This window comes from Pseudomonas sp. GNP012 (assembly GCF_054343835.1).
The window spans coordinates 6,003,609-6,017,258 of record NZ_JBTGUU010000001.1; the positions used below are offsets into that span (position 1 = coordinate 6,003,609).

A 13,650-nucleotide genomic window follows, 5' to 3' on the forward strand; every position below is an offset into this window, starting at 1 on the left:
ATGGAAAATAATCAGCCGATAATCATCAAGCGCGTCAAGCGCATCGCTGGCGGGCATCACGGGGGCGCGTGGAAAATCGCCTTCGCCGACTTCGCCACGGCGATGATGGCGTTCTTCCTGGTGTTGTGGCTGCTGTCCACCGCCACGCCGGAACAGAAGATTGCCATCGCCGGATACTTCAAGGACCCGATCGGCTTTTCCGAAAGCGGCACGCCGTACATCATCGATCTGGGCGGCACGCCGACCCTGGCGCCGGAAAACACCCTCAACCCCGAGGTGAAGTCCCAGCCGCAGCCGGACAAAGTCACCGTCGATGTCGACCAGGTCGAAGGCATGGCCGAGCAGGTCGAAAAGGAGCGCCTCGAGTTGTTGCTGCAGGAACTGCAGAACAAGGTCGAAGAAAACCCGCAGATGCAGAGGTTCAAGGACCAGATCCTGTTCGAAATCACTCAGGACGGCCTGCGTATCCAGATCATGGACGCGGAAAATCGCCCGATGTTCGACTCGGGCTCAGCTCGCTTGAAACCGTATTTCGAAGACATCCTGCTGGCCATGGCCGACACCATCAAGGCGGTGCCGAACAAGATCAGCATCAGCGGCCACACCGATGCCAAGCCATACACCGGCACCGGTGATTTCGGTAACTGGGAACTCTCGGCCAACCGTGCCAACGCCGCACGGCGTGCGCTGGTGGCGGGCAGCTATCCGGATGCACAGGTGGCGCGCGTGGTCGGTTATGCCTCGTCGGCGTTGTTCGATCGCGAGCATCCGTTCAACCCGGTCAACCGCCGTATCGACATCGTGGTGCTGACCAAGAAAGCCCAGCGTGCGATCGAAGGCTCGCAAGGCGCGGAGCCTGCTCCCGATGCGCCTCAAGGTTCGGCTGCACCAGGTGCAGCACCGACCGCACCGGTCGACCCGAACGCATTGCCGGCGGACAAGGAACCGCTGCCGGCCCACGAACTGCGCGAGCGTTTGAATCTGTTTGATGATCCGGCGCCGAAAACGGCTGAACCACCCAGGCAGTGACGTACAAAAAAGCCGACAGCGATGTCGGCTTTTTTGTGCGGCTTTCACTGATTTGGAGGCCGCCAGGGGCATGATCCCCTGTAGGAGCCAGCTTGCTGGCGATGGTCGTCAACGATAACGCGTGCTGTCTGAATCCACTCGGCGTACTGGAGTCCATCGCCAGCAAGCTGGCTCCTACAGATGATGGGGTGAGAGAAACCCCGACCGGTCAAGAGGACGGATCGGGGAGCAGAGTGACTCAGAAGCCGCGGATGATTCGGGACTTGAGGTCGGAGTGGAAGCGATCCGCATTGGACTTGTTGACGCTGCGCACCGACTCGCTACCGGTCACCGAATCCAGTGCCATCGAGCGCTTGAGCGTCGCTTCATTGCGATAGGCATCGATAAAGAAGTCGATGTCCCGGTCGCTGGTCAGCTTCGGCCATTTGTCCAGGTACAGCGGCAGCTCGGTCGGGCCTGTCTTGAACGAGCAGATGCGTCGGTTGGTGATGGTCGCCTCGCCGATTTCGAACGGCACCCACCAGGACAGCGCGGTTTTCTCCGAGACCACTGCCAGCAGGTGCGTGCATTCGCTGATGTTGCGGGTAATCACCCCGGTGATGTCGTCGGTGGTCTGGGATTCGGCATCCAGCACATCGAGGTAGGTCTTGATATTGGCCTGGATCAGGCGCCCGTTGATCTTGACCGCGTGGGCGCGGTCCATGTGGCGGTAGCTGATAAACACTGGCATCAGAAATGTCCCTTGATCGCGAGTTCGCGGTAATAGGCGCCGAGGGCGGTGAGGCGGCAGCCGGTGGAGTGGATGGCGGCGTAGTACATATGCTCGGCGTCCACCGGTTCGATGAGGCTGTGACGGTTGCACTTTTGCAACTGGGCGAAGACGTCGCCGTGCTCCGGGTTGAATTCAGGTTCGGTGGGCTCAAAGCTGGGGGCGAGGGGGTACACCGACTCCGCTTCGGCAAACCATTCGGGGAGTTTGCGCAGGATCTCCTTGGGGATCAGCGGCGACACTTCGCGCAGGGAAATGAACTGCGAGACGTTGGTCTTGAACACCGGGCGCTGTTCCCAGGCGTCGAGGGCATTGTCGACAAACGAATAGAGGCTGCCGGGTGTGATCTTGCCCAGGATGTTCGCTGCTCCGCCGTGCAGGGCCTGGAGCAATAGTCCGGTGAACACGCCGTGTTGCCCGCCCTCCATCGCCGGCTCTTCCTTTTTGCAGGCGGTCAGAATGGTCATGCCCTCGCCGACCACGCTGCCCTCACTGCGCAAGGCGCGCAGTTCGCCGGCCGAGCCGCTCTGGCAACAATCGAGGATGATCACTTTGTTTTTGATCTTCGTGGCCTTGCTCGCCCAGTTGAGAATGTCACTGAGGCGAATCCCGTCCTTGGCGCTCTTGTAATCCTGCGGGATCAACATGCCTTCGTCGGTGTCGGTGTCGAAGCTGCCGTGGCCGGCGAAATACAGCAGCGCGACATTGCAGTCCCCGGAAAACAGTTCGCGGATCTGGTCTTCGAGCTTTTCCCGGCTCAGGTAGTCCTCGGCGGAGGTCAGCACGATGTTCTTGAAGTTCGGATCGCCATTGGCGTCGGTCTTCAGCACGGAAGCCATGGCCATGGCGTCATTGCTGCAACCGCTCAGCCGCGAAACGTGGGTGTAGTCGTTGATGCCGATAAACAGTCCCTTGCGCATGGTTACACCGCCGTGTGCTGGCGAATGGCGCTGATGATGCTGTTGGTGTTCCAGGCACACTCGGCATGTGCCGCCTCACGTACTACCGTGGAAATCCGCTCGGCGCCGAACGGTTTGATCGCAATGATCACCTTGCCCATGCGCTTGGCGATCTCGATTTCCTTGTTGATCCACTTGCTGTAGGTGGAATACATCCCGGCCATGATCAATACCGCCGAACACGGACGGATCTTGTTTTCGATGGCCTCCTCAAGCTGTTTGTCGGTTTTCGCGCCGACAATCGGGTTGTCCGGTGGCACCGAAAAATTCTTGTAGGTGAAACCGGGCTTGGCGTTGAGCAGACGCACGAGATTGTCGTGGGCGTCGGAGTAGTTCCACGAGTGGCTGATGAACAGATGGTAGGTTTGCATGGGTGTCCCTCGGTGTCGCTGGAGTGCGAAGAGGGTTTGAAACTAGGCGATTACAGGGCGGCTACAAGAGGTCGGTGCGGAAAGAGAAATGCCCTACAAGCGAGCGTGCGCACGTCTTACAGAAAGGTCTGACGTTTAAGCGGGGGAAGATCCAGCCGCCGACCACCCCGCGTAAGCCGGGCGGTCGGCACGTCTGTTTAGTAGCCGTTTTCCGGCAGGCTGGCGATGATCGAGCGGTAGCTGTTCATCCGTTGCTGCTGCACGCGGCCATCTTCAAGGGCTTTGAGCAGGGCGCAACCGGGTTCGCGGTCATGCTTGCAGTCGCGGAAGCGGCAGGTGCCCAGCAGGTCGTTGAACTCGATGAAGCCGGCTTCGACGTCGGCACGGCTGACGTGGCCCAGGCCGAACTCACGGATACCCGGGGAGTCGATCAACTCACCGCCGCCTGGGAAGTGGAACAACCGTGCGGTAGTGGTGGTGTGGGTACCTTGGCCGGACAGCTCGGACAGCGGGCCGACGCGGGTTTCGACATCCGGCAGCAGGCTGTTGACCAGCGACGACTTGCCGACACCGGACTGGCCGACGAACACGCTGATGCGTCCGTCCAGCTGCGCCTGCAACTGCTCCATACCATTACCGTGATGCGCCGACACTTCCAGCACCGGGTAGCCGAGGGTGCGGTATACGGCGAGCAAGGCATTCAGTGCAGGGGCGTTGTTTTCGTCGATCAGGTCGAATTTGTTCAGCAGCAGCAGCGGTTTGATACCCGCATGTTCGGCCGCCACCAGGTAGCGGTCGATCAGGTTGGCGTGGGGCTCGGGCAGCGGTGCAAACACGATGACGATCATGTCGACGTTGGCCGCCACCGGCTTGAGCTGACCACGGCTGTCCGGGCGGCACAGCTCGGTGTTGCGCGGCAGTTGCGCCACGATCACACCGATGCCCTGGTTGCCGGCGCGCCACACCACCTGATCACCGGTCACCAGCGCCGGCAGGTTCGCGCGCAGGTGGCAACGGAACACCTGGCCGGCCAGTTCGCCGTCGCGGGCCTCGACCTCGACCTGCACACCGAAGTGCGCGATCACCAGGCCGTGCTGTTCCGGGCCCAGATCGCCGCCCTCAAGTGCCTCGACAGCCGAGGACTCGCGTTTGGCGGCGCGGGCAGCGCGTTCGCCCTGAATCTTTTCGATGCGCCAGTTTTGGCGGCGATTGAGTTGGCGTTTGGCCATGGGTGTTCCGTATAAAGAATGCAGCGATTAGGTAAAACGGCCGCGAGTTTAGCACGCCCGGCCACCGGCCTAGGCTAAACTGCGCAGCATTGCTTAGGAGCCGAACATGCAAAATCCGCAGAATCTGATCTGGATCGACCTGGAAATGACCGGTCTGAACCCTGATACCGACGTCATCATCGAAATGGCCACCATCGTCACCGACAGTGACCTGAACACCCTGGCCGAAGGCCCGGTGATCGCCATTCACCACAGCGACGAAATCCTCGCCGGCATGGACGAGTGGAACACCCGTCAGCATGGTGGTTCCGGGCTGACCCAGCGGGTTCGCGATAGCCGTATCAGCATGGCCGAAGCCGAAGCCGAAACCATCGCCTTCCTGGAGAAGTGGGTACCGAAGGGCAAATCGCCGATCTGCGGCAACAGCATTTGCCAGGACCGTCGCTTCCTTTATACCCACATGAAATCCCTGGAAAGCTATTTCCACTACCGCAACCTCGACGTGTCCACGCTCAAAGAGCTGGCTGCGCGCTGGGCACCGGACGTGCGTGACAGCTTCAAGAAGGGCAGCACCCACCTGGCGCTGGACGACATCCGCGAATCCATCGCCGAGTTGCAGCACTACCGCAAGCATTTCATCAAGTTCTAATTCACGGTCGTCCGCTCCGGCCCCATCGCGAGCAAGCTCGCTCCCACAGGTACATCGCCGCCCCTGTGGGAGCGAGCTTGCTCGCGATGGCGTAGGCACAGTCGCCACCAGTGGTCTGGTAGCGCCCTCTTTTGGTGCTTTGGCGAAGTGGGTAGACTGCGCGCCTTTTCGCAAGGACCGCCACCATGTTGCTGATGCTCTACCTGATCGCCATCACCGCCGAAGCCATGACCGGCGCCCTGTCTGCCGGGCGTCGTGGCATGGACTGGTTTGGCGTGGTGCTGATCGCTTGCGTCACGGCACTGGGGGGCGGTTCGGTGCGCGATGTGCTACTCGGGCATTACCCGCTGACGTGGGTCAAACACCCGGAATACCTGGTGCTGACCACGGCTGCGGCAATGATTACCGTGTTCACGGCACGCTGGATGCGGCATTTGCGTTCACTGTTTCTGGTGCTCGATGCCATGGGGCTGGTGGCCTTCACCCTGATCGGCTGCATCACCGCTCTGGAAATGGGCCATGGCATGTTGGTCGCGTCGGTCAGCGGCGTGATCACCGGAGTATTTGGCGGAATCCTGCGGGACATTTTCTGCAACGATATTCCGCTGATCTTCCGGCGTGAGCTGTATGCCAGCGTCTCGTTTGCGGCGGCGTGGTGCTACATGCTTTGTCTATACCTGAACTTGCCTGGGGAGCAGGCGATTCTGATCACCCTGTTCGGCGGTTTCCTGTTGCGCTTGTTGGCGATTCGTTTTCACTGGGAAATGCCCAAGTTCGTCTACAACGACGAGGCTTGAAGCCCCGATCCCCTGTAGGAGCTGCCGCAGGCTGCGATCTTTTGATCTTAAAGATCAAGATCAAAAGATCGCAGCCTGCGGCAGCTCCTACGCGAGGCCGTGTTGTTTCAGGGCCCACTCGACGTGTTCGCGAACCAGTTCGGACGGATGCTCGCGCCGCGCCTTCAACGCCTCCAGCACCGGAATCGTCGAAGGCGCATTGCCCAGGCCTACCGCCAGGTTGCGCAACCAGTTTTCGTAACCGGTCCGACGAAGCGGCGAGCCTTCGGTGCTGCTCAGGAATTTCTCTTCATCCCACATGAACAGTTCCGCCAGTTCGGCGTTATCCAGGTTGTGCCGCGGCTTGAAGTCGCTTTCACCGGACGGGCGGGCGAAGCGGTTCCAGGGGCAGACAATCTGGCAATCATCACAACCGAACACCCGATTGCCGATCAGCGGCCGCAGGTCTTGCGGGATCGCGCCTTTGAGTTCTATGGTCAGGTAGGAAATACAGCGTCGGGCATCCAGCACATAGGGACCGACGAAAGCATTGGTCGGACAGATGTCGAGGCAGGCGCTGCAGCGACCGCAGTGTTCGGTGGCGTGGGGCGGGTCTACCGGCAGCGGCAAGTCAACGAACAGCTCGGCGAGGAAGAAATAACTGCCTGCCTTGCGATTCAACACCAGGGTGTTTTTGCCAATCCAACCCAGGCCGGCCTGTTCGGCGATGGCTTTTTCCAGCACCGGTGCACTGTCGACAAAGGCGCGGAAACCAAACGGGCCGATTTCGGCCTGAATCTTGTCCGCCAGTTGTTGCACACGCTTGCGGATCAATTTGTGGTAATCGCGACCCAGGGCATAACGCGAGACGTAGGCTTTTTCCGGCTGGGTGAGCATTTTCGCCATGTGGGTGTCGCCCGCCAGGTAGTCCATGCGCAGTGAAACCACGCGCAAAGTGCCGGGCACCAGCTCCTCCGGGTGTGAGCGTTTGCTGCCGTGGGCGCCCATGTAGTCCATCTCGCCGTGGTAGCCGGCGGCGAGCCAGCGCTCCAGGTGTTGCTCGTGCTCGCCCAGGTCGAGGCCGCTGATGCCGACTTGTTGAAAGCCCAGCTCGCGGCCCCAGTCCTTGATGGATTGGGCGAGGGCAGGCAGGTCTGTGGTAATAGCGGGCATGAGGCGAGAGAAACCGGAGCTGAGGTGCGTATAATTCTGCCAGACATCGGAGCCCGAAGACGCATGCCGCACACTAAAGATGAATTACCCGACGCGCTGTACAGTGCCGCGCAAGTGCGAGCACTCGACGCGAGCCTGATCGCCGCCGGCACACCGGGCTTCGAATTGATGCAGCGCGCGGCGCGGGCGACGTGGCGCGCGCTGGTGCGGCAATGGCCGACAGCGAATGAACTGACCGTACTCGCCGGCCATGGCAACAACGCCGGGGACGGGTATCTGGTGGCCGTGTTGGCCCTGCGCGCAGGCTGGCCTGTCCGGGTATTGGCGGTGGGAGATCCGCAGCGCCTGCAGGGGGACGCGGCCTTGGCACATGCCGAGGCGGTGTCTGAAAAAGTGCTCATCGAGCCCTGGACCGCACAATCCGGATTGCGCGGCATCGTCCTGGATGCTTTGCTTGGCACCGGACTGAGCGGCGAGGTGCGTGAGCCGTATGCCGGTGCCGTCGCCGCGATCAATATGAGCGGGCTGCCGGTCGCGGCGGTGGATATTCCTTCAGGGCTGTGCGCCGATACCGGTCGTATCCTCGGCGTGGCGGTGCAGGCCGACCTGACAGTGACCTTCATCGGCTTGAAATTGGGATTGTTCACCGGCGAGGCGGCGGATGTGGTCGGCGAGCTGCTGTTCAACGACTTGCACGCAGACCCACAGTTGATAGAAGGCGCTGCTTTCACCGCCCGTCGCCTGACCGCAGCTAATCTGCCGCGTCCAGCAGCGCGGGCACCGGCTTCCCACAAAGGCAGATTCGGCCATGTGTTGCTGATCGGTGGCGATCGCGGGTTGGGTGGCGCGATTCTACTGAGCGCGCAAAGTGCGCTGCGCAGCGGTGCGGGCATGGTGTCGGTGGCGACCCGCAGCGAACATGTCGCGGCCGCACTGGCGCGGATCCCCGAGGCGATGGTGCTGGGCACTTCCTCGGCCAATCAGCTGATGGATTTGCTGCAAAAGGTTTCCGTGTTGGTTGTCGGTCCGGGGCTGGGGCAAGCGGGTTGGGGGCGCAGCTTGTTGTCGGCCGCCGCTAACGCACCGCTGCCGCAAGTCTGGGACGCCGATGCGCTGAACCTGCTGGCCGAGGAAGGTGTGAGTTTGCCCAGGGATTGCGTGATCACTCCGCATCCGGGCGAAGCGGCGCGTTTGCTCGGGATGAGTACGGCACAGGTTCAAGCCGACCGGCCGGCAGCGGCCCATGCATTGAGCAAGAAATATTCGGCGGTCGTGGTGCTCAAGGGGGCCGGGAGCCTGATCGCCAGTCCCGACGGACGGCTGGCCGTCTGTCATCAGGGCCACCCGGCGATGGCTACTGCCGGTCTGGGCGATGTACTGGCCGGTTTGCTCGGCGCATTGCTGGCCCAGGGCATGGAACCCTTCGACGCGGCCTGCCTGGCGGTCTGGCTGCACGCCAATGCCGGCGAGCAACAAGGAAAATTCGGCCGTGGGCTGGCGGCCAGTGATCTGATTCCAGCCATTCGTCAGTTGTTGGAGGAGCAAGCACCGTGTCTGAAGTAACCCTGTACCTGGCCGATGAGCAGGCCATGAGCGACTTTGGCGCACGCATTGCCCGAATCACCCAAGGCCATGGCCTGATCTTCCTCGAGGGCAACCTGGGGATGGGCAAAACCACGTTGTCCCGAGGCATTATCCGCGGCCTGGGGCATGTCGGGGCAGTAAAAAGTCCGACCTTCACCCTGGTTGAGCCCTACGAGATTGGCGACATTCGCGCCTTCCATTTCGATTTGTACCGTCTGGTCGATCCGGAAGAGCTGGAGTTCCTCGGTATCCGCGACTATTTCGAAGACGATGCCCTGTGTCTGATCGAGTGGCCCGACAAAGGTGCAGGCTTTTTGCCAAAGCCGGACCTGACCATTACCATTAGCCCGCAAGACAGCGGGCGTTCGCTGAAAATTTTATCCCAGGGCTCGCGTGGCGAGGCCTGGTGTGCCGCTTTGGCATTGGAATCCAAATAGATGATGGGGTTAGGTATGCGCTTTCGCGCGTTGGTTGCTGCCGTAGGGGTGTTGTTTCTGGCGGTGACCGTCGACGCTGTGGCCGATTCGAAGGTCAACAGTGTTCGTCTGTGGCGGGCACCGGACAACACACGTCTGGTGTTTGACCTGACCGGCCCGGTGCAACACAGCGTCTTCACCCTGACCGCGCCGGATCGCCTGGTCATCGACATCAATGGTGCGACCCTCGGTGCGCCACTCAACGTCAACACGTCGAATACTCCGATTACCGCCATGCGCTCGGCTCAACGCACGCCGACCGACCTGCGGGTGGTCATCGATCTGAAAAAGGCGGTGACACCAAAAAGCTTTTCCCTGGCGCCGAACGCCCAGTACGGCAACCGCTTGGTGGTCGATCTGTTCGATAACGCCGCGGATGCCGCGCCTCCCCCAGCGCCGACACCAACTGTGGCCACGATGCCCGCCGTGCCGGTCACGCCTGTGGAGCCTGCAATCAAACTGCCGCCGGCCCCGGCCGGCAAACGCGACATCATCGTGGTGATCGACGCCGGACACGGAGGCGAAGACCCGGGCGCATCGGGTTCTCGCGGTCAGCGTGAGAAAGACGTGGTGTTGCAGATCGCCCGCGAATTGCAACGCCAGATCAACGGCATGAAAGGTTTCCGCGCCGAACTGACCCGAACCGGCGATTACTTCATTCCTTTGCGCGGCCGTACCGAAATTGCCCGCAAGAAAGGCGCCGACCTGTTCGTCTCGATCCACGCCGACGCCGCGCCTTCTACTGCCGCTTTCGGTGCCTCGGTATTTGCCCTGTCTGATCGCGGTGCGACCTCGGAGACGGCCCGCTGGCTGGCTGACAGTGAAAACCGTTCCGACCTGATCGGGGGGGCCGGCAACGTCAGCCTCGATGACAAGGACCGCATGCTCGCCGGCGTGCTGCTCGACCTGTCGATGACGGCATCCCTGACGTCCAGCCTGAACGTTGGCCAGAAGGTGCTGACTAACATTGGCCGGGTCACGCCTCTGCACAAGCAGCGGGTCGAGCAGGCCGGGTTCATGGTGCTGAAGTCGCCGGATATTCCGTCGATCCTGGTGGAAACCGGATTTATTTCCAACGCCAACGAAGCCTCGAAACTGGCCGCGTCTGGCCACCAGCAGGCGCTGGCGCGTTCGATCAGCAGTGGCGTGCGCCAGTTCTTCCAGCAGAACCCGCCGCCGGGCACTTACATTGCCTGGCTGCGCGACTCCGGCAAGATCGTGCAGGGGCCACGTGACCACCGCGTCAACCCGGGCGAGACCCTGGCGATGATCGCCGTGCGTTATCAGGTGTCGCCCGCGGCCCTGCGCAGTGCCAACAACCTGTCGAGCGATGAGCTCAAGGTCGGTCAGCACCTGACCATTCCGGGCACTGAACTGGCGGCCAAAGAATGAATCAGGTCGTGAAAAGCGGCGCTCGCATCGAGCTGCTCAGCCCGCGACTGGCGAACCAGATTGCCGCCGGTGAGGTGGTCGAACGCCCGGCTTCGGTGATCAAGGAGCTGCTGGAAAACAGCCTCGACTCCGGTGCCAGGCGCATCGACGTCGATGTGGAGCAGGGCGGCGTCAAATTGCTGCGGGTGCGCGACGACGGTAGTGGCATTTCCGCCGATGACCTGCCGCTGGCGCTGGCCCGTCACGCCACCAGCAAGATTCGCAACCTGGAAGACCTCGAGCAGGTCATGAGCCTGGGCTTTCGCGGTGAGGCCCTGGCATCGATCAGCTCCGTCGCGCGCCTGACCCTGACCTCTCGCACCCGCGACGCCGATCAGGCCTGGCAGGTCGAGACCGAAGGCCGTGACATGGCGCCCCGCGTGCAGCCTGCGGCGCATCCGGTGGGCACCTCGGTTGAAGTGCGCGACCTGTTCTTCAACACGCCGGCGCGACGCAAGTTTCTCAAAACCGAAAAAACCGAATTCGATCACCTGCAGGAAGTCATCAGGCGTCTGGCCCTGGCGCGCTTCGATGTGGCGTTCCATCTACGCCACAACGGCAAGACCATTCTCAGCCTGCACGAGGCCCATGATGATGCGGCCCGTGCCCGGCGCGTGGCGGCGATTTGCGGGCCGGGCTTCCTGGAACAGGCCCTGCCGATCGAAATCGAGCGCAACGGCCTGCATCTATGGGGCTGGGTCGGCCTGCCGACCTTCAACCGCAGCCAGGCCGACTTGCAGTATTTCTTCGTCAATGGCCGTGCCGTGCGCGACAAGCTGGTGGCCCACGCGGTACGCCAGGCCTATCGCGACGTGCTGTTCAACGGTCGGCACCCGACCTTCGTGCTGTTTTTCGAAGTCGATCCGACCGGCGTCGACGTCAACGTGCACCCGACCAAACACGAAGTGCGCTTCCGCGAAGGGCGCATGGTTCACGATTTCCTCTACGGTACCTTGCACCGTGCCTTGGGCGATGTGCGCCCCGATGATCATCTGGCGGCACCGGTTGCCACGGCCATCGTCCGGCCTACCGGCCTCGAAGCCGGTGAATTCGGGCCCCAGGGCGAAATGCGCCTGGCCGCCAATGCCCTGCTGGAACAGCCTCAGGCCCAGCCGTCGCTCAATGCACCGGCAGGTTCGGGTGCTGGCGCGGGTTATCAGTATCAATACACGCCGCGCCCGCAGTCCGGTGTTCCTGTCGCTGAAGCGCAGGCCGCCTACCGCGAGTTTTTTGCGCCGCTGCCCGAGGCCAATGCCGTCGCGCTACCGGCCGGGCAGGACGACATCCCGCCGCTGGGTTATGCGTTGGCCCAACTCAAGGGCATCTACATCCTTTCGGAAAACGCCCAGGGCCTGGTGCTGGTGGACATGCACGCTGCCCACGAGCGGATCATGTATGAGCGACTGAAGGTGGCGATGGCCAGCGAGGGCCTGAGTGGTCAGCCGTTGCTGGTGCCGGAGTCCCTGGCCGTCAGTCAGCGTGAAGCCGATTGCGCCGAGGAGCATGTCGCCTGGTTCCAGCGCCTGGGCTTTGAGTTGCAGCGCCTGGGCCCGGAAACCCTGGCCATCCGGCAGATTCCGGCACTGCTCAAGCAGGCCGAAGCCAACCGGCTGGTCGCGGACGTCCTGGCGGATCTGATGGAGTTCGGCACCAGCGACCGCATTCAGGCGCACCTGAACGAGTTGCTCGGGACCATGGCCTGCCACGGTGCGGTTCGGGCGAACCGGCGTCTGGCCCTGCCGGAAATGAATGCCCTGCTGCGTGACATGGAAAACACCGAGCGCAGCGGTCAATGCAACCATGGCCGACCGACCTGGACCCAACTGGGCCTGGACGATCTGGACAAACTGTTCTTGCGCGGTCGTTGATGAGCCAGCTCCCACCTGCGATTTTCCTGATGGGCCCGACCGCCGCCGGCAAGACCGACCTGGCCATTGAACTCACCAAGGTCCTGCCTTGCGAGTTGATCAGCGTCGATTCGGCGCTGGTCTACCGTGGCATGGACATCGGCACCGCCAAGCCTTCCAAAGAGCTGCTGGCACAATATCCGCACCGTTTGATCGATATTCTCGACCCGGCCGAGAGCTATTCGGCTGCGGATTTCCGCCGTGACGCCCTGCAAGCCATGGCCGAAATCACCGCGCGCGGGAAAATTCCGCTGCTGGTAGGCGGTACGATGCTCTATTACAAGGCTTTGGTTGAAGGCCTGGCGCAGATGCCGGCCGCCGACCCGCAAGTGCGCGCACAGATCGAGGAAGAGGCTGCACGCCTTGGCTGGCAAGCCCTGCACGACCAGTTGGCAGTGATCGACCCGGTTTCTGCCGCGCGTATTCATCCGAACGATCCGCAGCGTCTGAGTCGAGCACTGGAAGTCTATCGGGTAAGCGGTCAGAGCATGACTGCGCTACGCTTGCAACAATCTGCGCAAAGTACCGAAGCAGCCGCTTCGGGACAGCAACAATTGCCCTATACTGTCGCGAACTTGGCTATTGCTCCGGCAAATCGCCAGGTACTGCACGAGCGAATTAAACAAAGATTCACTTTAATGTTGGAACAGGGATTCATTGACGAGGTCGTAGCCCTGCGTAATAGAGGTGACCTGCATGCCGGGATGCCGTCTATACGTGCAGTAGGCTACCGCCAAGTCTGGGACTACCTGGATGGCAAGCTGACGTCAGCCGAGATGCAGGAGCGTGGAATCATTGCCACGCGCCAATTGGCGAAACGCCAGTTCACCTGGCTGCGCAGTTGGACTGACCTGCATTGGCTGGACAGTCTGGATTGCGACAATCTGCCGCGCGCCTTGAAATACCTGGGGACCATCTCCATATTGAGCTGAGTCCTTGCAATTGCCGTCTATCCTTGGGGGTGTGGCGGCTAAAGCCATCTGTTTACCTATTTTTTTATATTGAATCCTTAAAGGAGTGCGGCACATGTCAAAAGGGCATTCGCTACAAGACCCTTACTTGAATACTTTACGTAAAGAGAAAGTTGGGGTGTCCATCTACCTGGTCAACGGTATCAAACTGCAAGGAACGATCGAGTCGTTCGACCAGTTCGTCATCCTGCTGAAAAACACCGTAAGCCAGATGGTCTACAAGCACGCTATCTCTACAGTGGTACCGGTGCGTCCAATTCGTCTGCCTAGCGCAACCGAATCCGATGCAGGTGACGCTGAGCCAGGTAACGCCTGATAGGAGTCTC

At 61.5% G+C, this 13,650-nt stretch carries 14 protein-coding genes; 9 read left to right on the forward strand and 5 right to left on the reverse strand.

The window, feature by feature from the left end:
• On the forward strand, positions 1-1,029 hold the full coding sequence (gene motB, locus ACXX83_RS27110; RefSeq protein WP_458550073.1) for a flagellar motor protein MotB: 1,029 nt from the start codon (positions 1-3) through the stop codon (positions 1,027-1,029).
• Between the two features lie 238 nt (positions 1,030-1,267).
• Here the strand turns inward: motB and ACXX83_RS27115 are convergent, their stop codons facing one another.
• The 4 genes from ACXX83_RS27115 to rsgA form a co-directional block, all read right to left on the reverse strand.
• Positions 1,268-1,759, reverse strand: a complete 492-nt coding sequence (locus ACXX83_RS27115) for a toll/interleukin-1 receptor domain-containing protein (protein ID WP_015093222.1) — start codon at positions 1,757-1,759, stop codon at positions 1,268-1,270.
• Positions 1,759-2,718 (reverse strand): caspase family protein, encoded by a 960-nt coding sequence (locus tag ACXX83_RS27120; RefSeq protein WP_015093223.1) that lies wholly within the window; start codon positions 2,716-2,718, stop codon positions 1,759-1,761. Before ACXX83_RS27120 ends, ACXX83_RS27115 begins: the two co-directional genes overlap by 1 nt.
• Before the next feature lie 2 nt (positions 2,719-2,720).
• Positions 2,721-3,128: a TIR domain-containing protein gene (locus ACXX83_RS27125; RefSeq protein WP_007978807.1), complete on the reverse strand. Its 408-nt coding sequence runs from the start codon at positions 3,126-3,128 to the stop codon at positions 2,721-2,723.
• A gap of 197 nt (positions 3,129-3,325) precedes the next feature.
• Complete coding sequence (rsgA, locus tag ACXX83_RS27130; RefSeq protein WP_015093224.1) at positions 3,326-4,357, reverse strand: small ribosomal subunit biogenesis GTPase RsgA; 1,032 nt, start codon at positions 4,355-4,357, stop codon at positions 3,326-3,328.
• A 106-nt stretch (positions 4,358-4,463) separates the two neighbouring features.
• Between rsgA and orn the strand changes: the two genes are divergently transcribed.
• Together orn and ACXX83_RS27140 are read left to right on the forward strand one after the other, a co-directional pair.
• Entirely contained in the window at positions 4,464-5,006 is a 543-nt protein-coding gene (orn, locus tag ACXX83_RS27135) for an oligoribonuclease (RefSeq protein WP_007995036.1), read from the forward strand.
• 185 nt (positions 5,007-5,191) lie between these two features.
• Positions 5,192-5,803, forward strand: a complete 612-nt coding sequence (locus tag ACXX83_RS27140; protein WP_007973246.1) for a trimeric intracellular cation channel family protein — start codon at positions 5,192-5,194, stop codon at positions 5,801-5,803.
• Positions 5,804-5,890: 87 nt separating this feature from the next.
• Here ACXX83_RS27140 and queG read toward each other — a convergent pair whose 3' ends face one another.
• A complete protein-coding gene (queG, locus tag ACXX83_RS27145; protein ID WP_458550074.1) occupies positions 5,891-6,955 on the reverse strand; it encodes a tRNA epoxyqueuosine(34) reductase QueG in 1,065 nt (354 codons plus the stop codon).
• A 63-nt stretch (positions 6,956-7,018) separates the two neighbouring features.
• Here queG and ACXX83_RS27150 point away from each other — a divergent pair, with 63 nt between their 5' ends.
• The 6 genes from ACXX83_RS27150 to hfq all read left to right on the forward strand — a co-directional run bounded on the left by ACXX83_RS27150 (position 7,019) and on the right by hfq (position 13,640).
• Positions 7,019-8,518 (forward strand): NAD(P)H-hydrate dehydratase, encoded by a 1,500-nt coding sequence (locus tag ACXX83_RS27150; RefSeq protein WP_458550075.1) that lies wholly within the window; start codon positions 7,019-7,021, stop codon positions 8,516-8,518.
• Positions 8,506-8,976 (forward strand): tRNA (adenosine(37)-N6)-threonylcarbamoyltransferase complex ATPase subunit type 1 TsaE, encoded by a 471-nt coding sequence (tsaE, locus tag ACXX83_RS27155; RefSeq protein ID WP_007973252.1) that lies wholly within the window; start codon positions 8,506-8,508, stop codon positions 8,974-8,976. Before ACXX83_RS27150 ends, tsaE begins: the two co-directional genes overlap by 13 nt.
• On the forward strand, positions 8,977-10,407 hold the full coding sequence (locus ACXX83_RS27160) for an N-acetylmuramoyl-L-alanine amidase (RefSeq protein WP_458550076.1): 1,431 nt from the start codon (positions 8,977-8,979) through the stop codon (positions 10,405-10,407). It begins immediately after the preceding gene.
• Entirely contained in the window at positions 10,404-12,314 is a 1,911-nt protein-coding gene (mutL, locus tag ACXX83_RS27165; RefSeq protein WP_458550077.1) for a DNA mismatch repair endonuclease MutL, read from the forward strand. Before ACXX83_RS27160 ends, mutL begins: the two co-directional genes overlap by 4 nt.
• Complete coding sequence (gene miaA, locus ACXX83_RS27170; RefSeq protein WP_015093229.1) at positions 12,314-13,285, forward strand: tRNA (adenosine(37)-N6)-dimethylallyltransferase MiaA; 972 nt, start codon at positions 12,314-12,316, stop codon at positions 13,283-13,285. The genes mutL and miaA overlap by 1 nt, the downstream gene beginning before the upstream one ends.
• 94 nt (positions 13,286-13,379) lie before the next feature.
• A complete protein-coding gene (gene hfq, locus ACXX83_RS27175; protein ID WP_003221112.1) occupies positions 13,380-13,640 on the forward strand; it encodes an RNA chaperone Hfq in 261 nt (86 codons plus the stop codon).
• Positions 13,641-13,650 lie beyond the last annotated feature (10 nt).

What these genes read in the sequence shown, in the direction of transcription:
- motB (WP_458550073.1), top strand. Translation starts at nt 1, where the DNA reads ATGGAAAATAATCAGCCGATAATCATCAAGCGCGTCAAGCGCATCGCT.
- ACXX83_RS27115 (WP_015093222.1), bottom strand. Translation starts at nt 1,759, where the DNA reads ATGCCAGTGTTTATCAGCTACCGCCACATGGACCGCGCCCACGCGGTC.
- ACXX83_RS27120 (WP_015093223.1), bottom strand. Translation starts at nt 2,718, where the DNA reads ATGCGCAAGGGACTGTTTATCGGCATCAACGACTACACCCACGTTTCG.
- ACXX83_RS27125 (WP_007978807.1), bottom strand. Translation starts at nt 3,128, where the DNA reads ATGCAAACCTACCATCTGTTCATCAGCCACTCGTGGAACTACTCCGAC.
- rsgA (WP_015093224.1), bottom strand. Translation starts at nt 4,357, where the DNA reads ATGGCCAAACGCCAACTCAATCGCCGCCAAAACTGGCGCATCGAAAAG.
- orn (WP_007995036.1), top strand. Translation starts at nt 4,464, where the DNA reads ATGCAAAATCCGCAGAATCTGATCTGGATCGACCTGGAAATGACCGGT.
- ACXX83_RS27140 (WP_007973246.1), top strand. Translation starts at nt 5,192, where the DNA reads ATGTTGCTGATGCTCTACCTGATCGCCATCACCGCCGAAGCCATGACC.
- queG (WP_458550074.1), bottom strand. Translation starts at nt 6,955, where the DNA reads ATGCCCGCTATTACCACAGACCTGCCTGCCCTCGCCCAATCCATCAAG.
- ACXX83_RS27150 (WP_458550075.1), top strand. Translation starts at nt 7,019, where the DNA reads ATGCCGCACACTAAAGATGAATTACCCGACGCGCTGTACAGTGCCGCG.
- ACXX83_RS27160 (WP_458550076.1), top strand. Translation starts at nt 8,977, where the DNA reads ATGATGGGGTTAGGTATGCGCTTTCGCGCGTTGGTTGCTGCCGTAGGG.
- mutL (WP_458550077.1), top strand. Translation starts at nt 10,404, where the DNA reads ATGAATCAGGTCGTGAAAAGCGGCGCTCGCATCGAGCTGCTCAGCCCG.
- miaA (WP_015093229.1), top strand. Translation starts at nt 12,314, where the DNA reads ATGAGCCAGCTCCCACCTGCGATTTTCCTGATGGGCCCGACCGCCGCC.
- hfq (WP_003221112.1), top strand. Translation starts at nt 13,380, where the DNA reads ATGTCAAAAGGGCATTCGCTACAAGACCCTTACTTGAATACTTTACGT.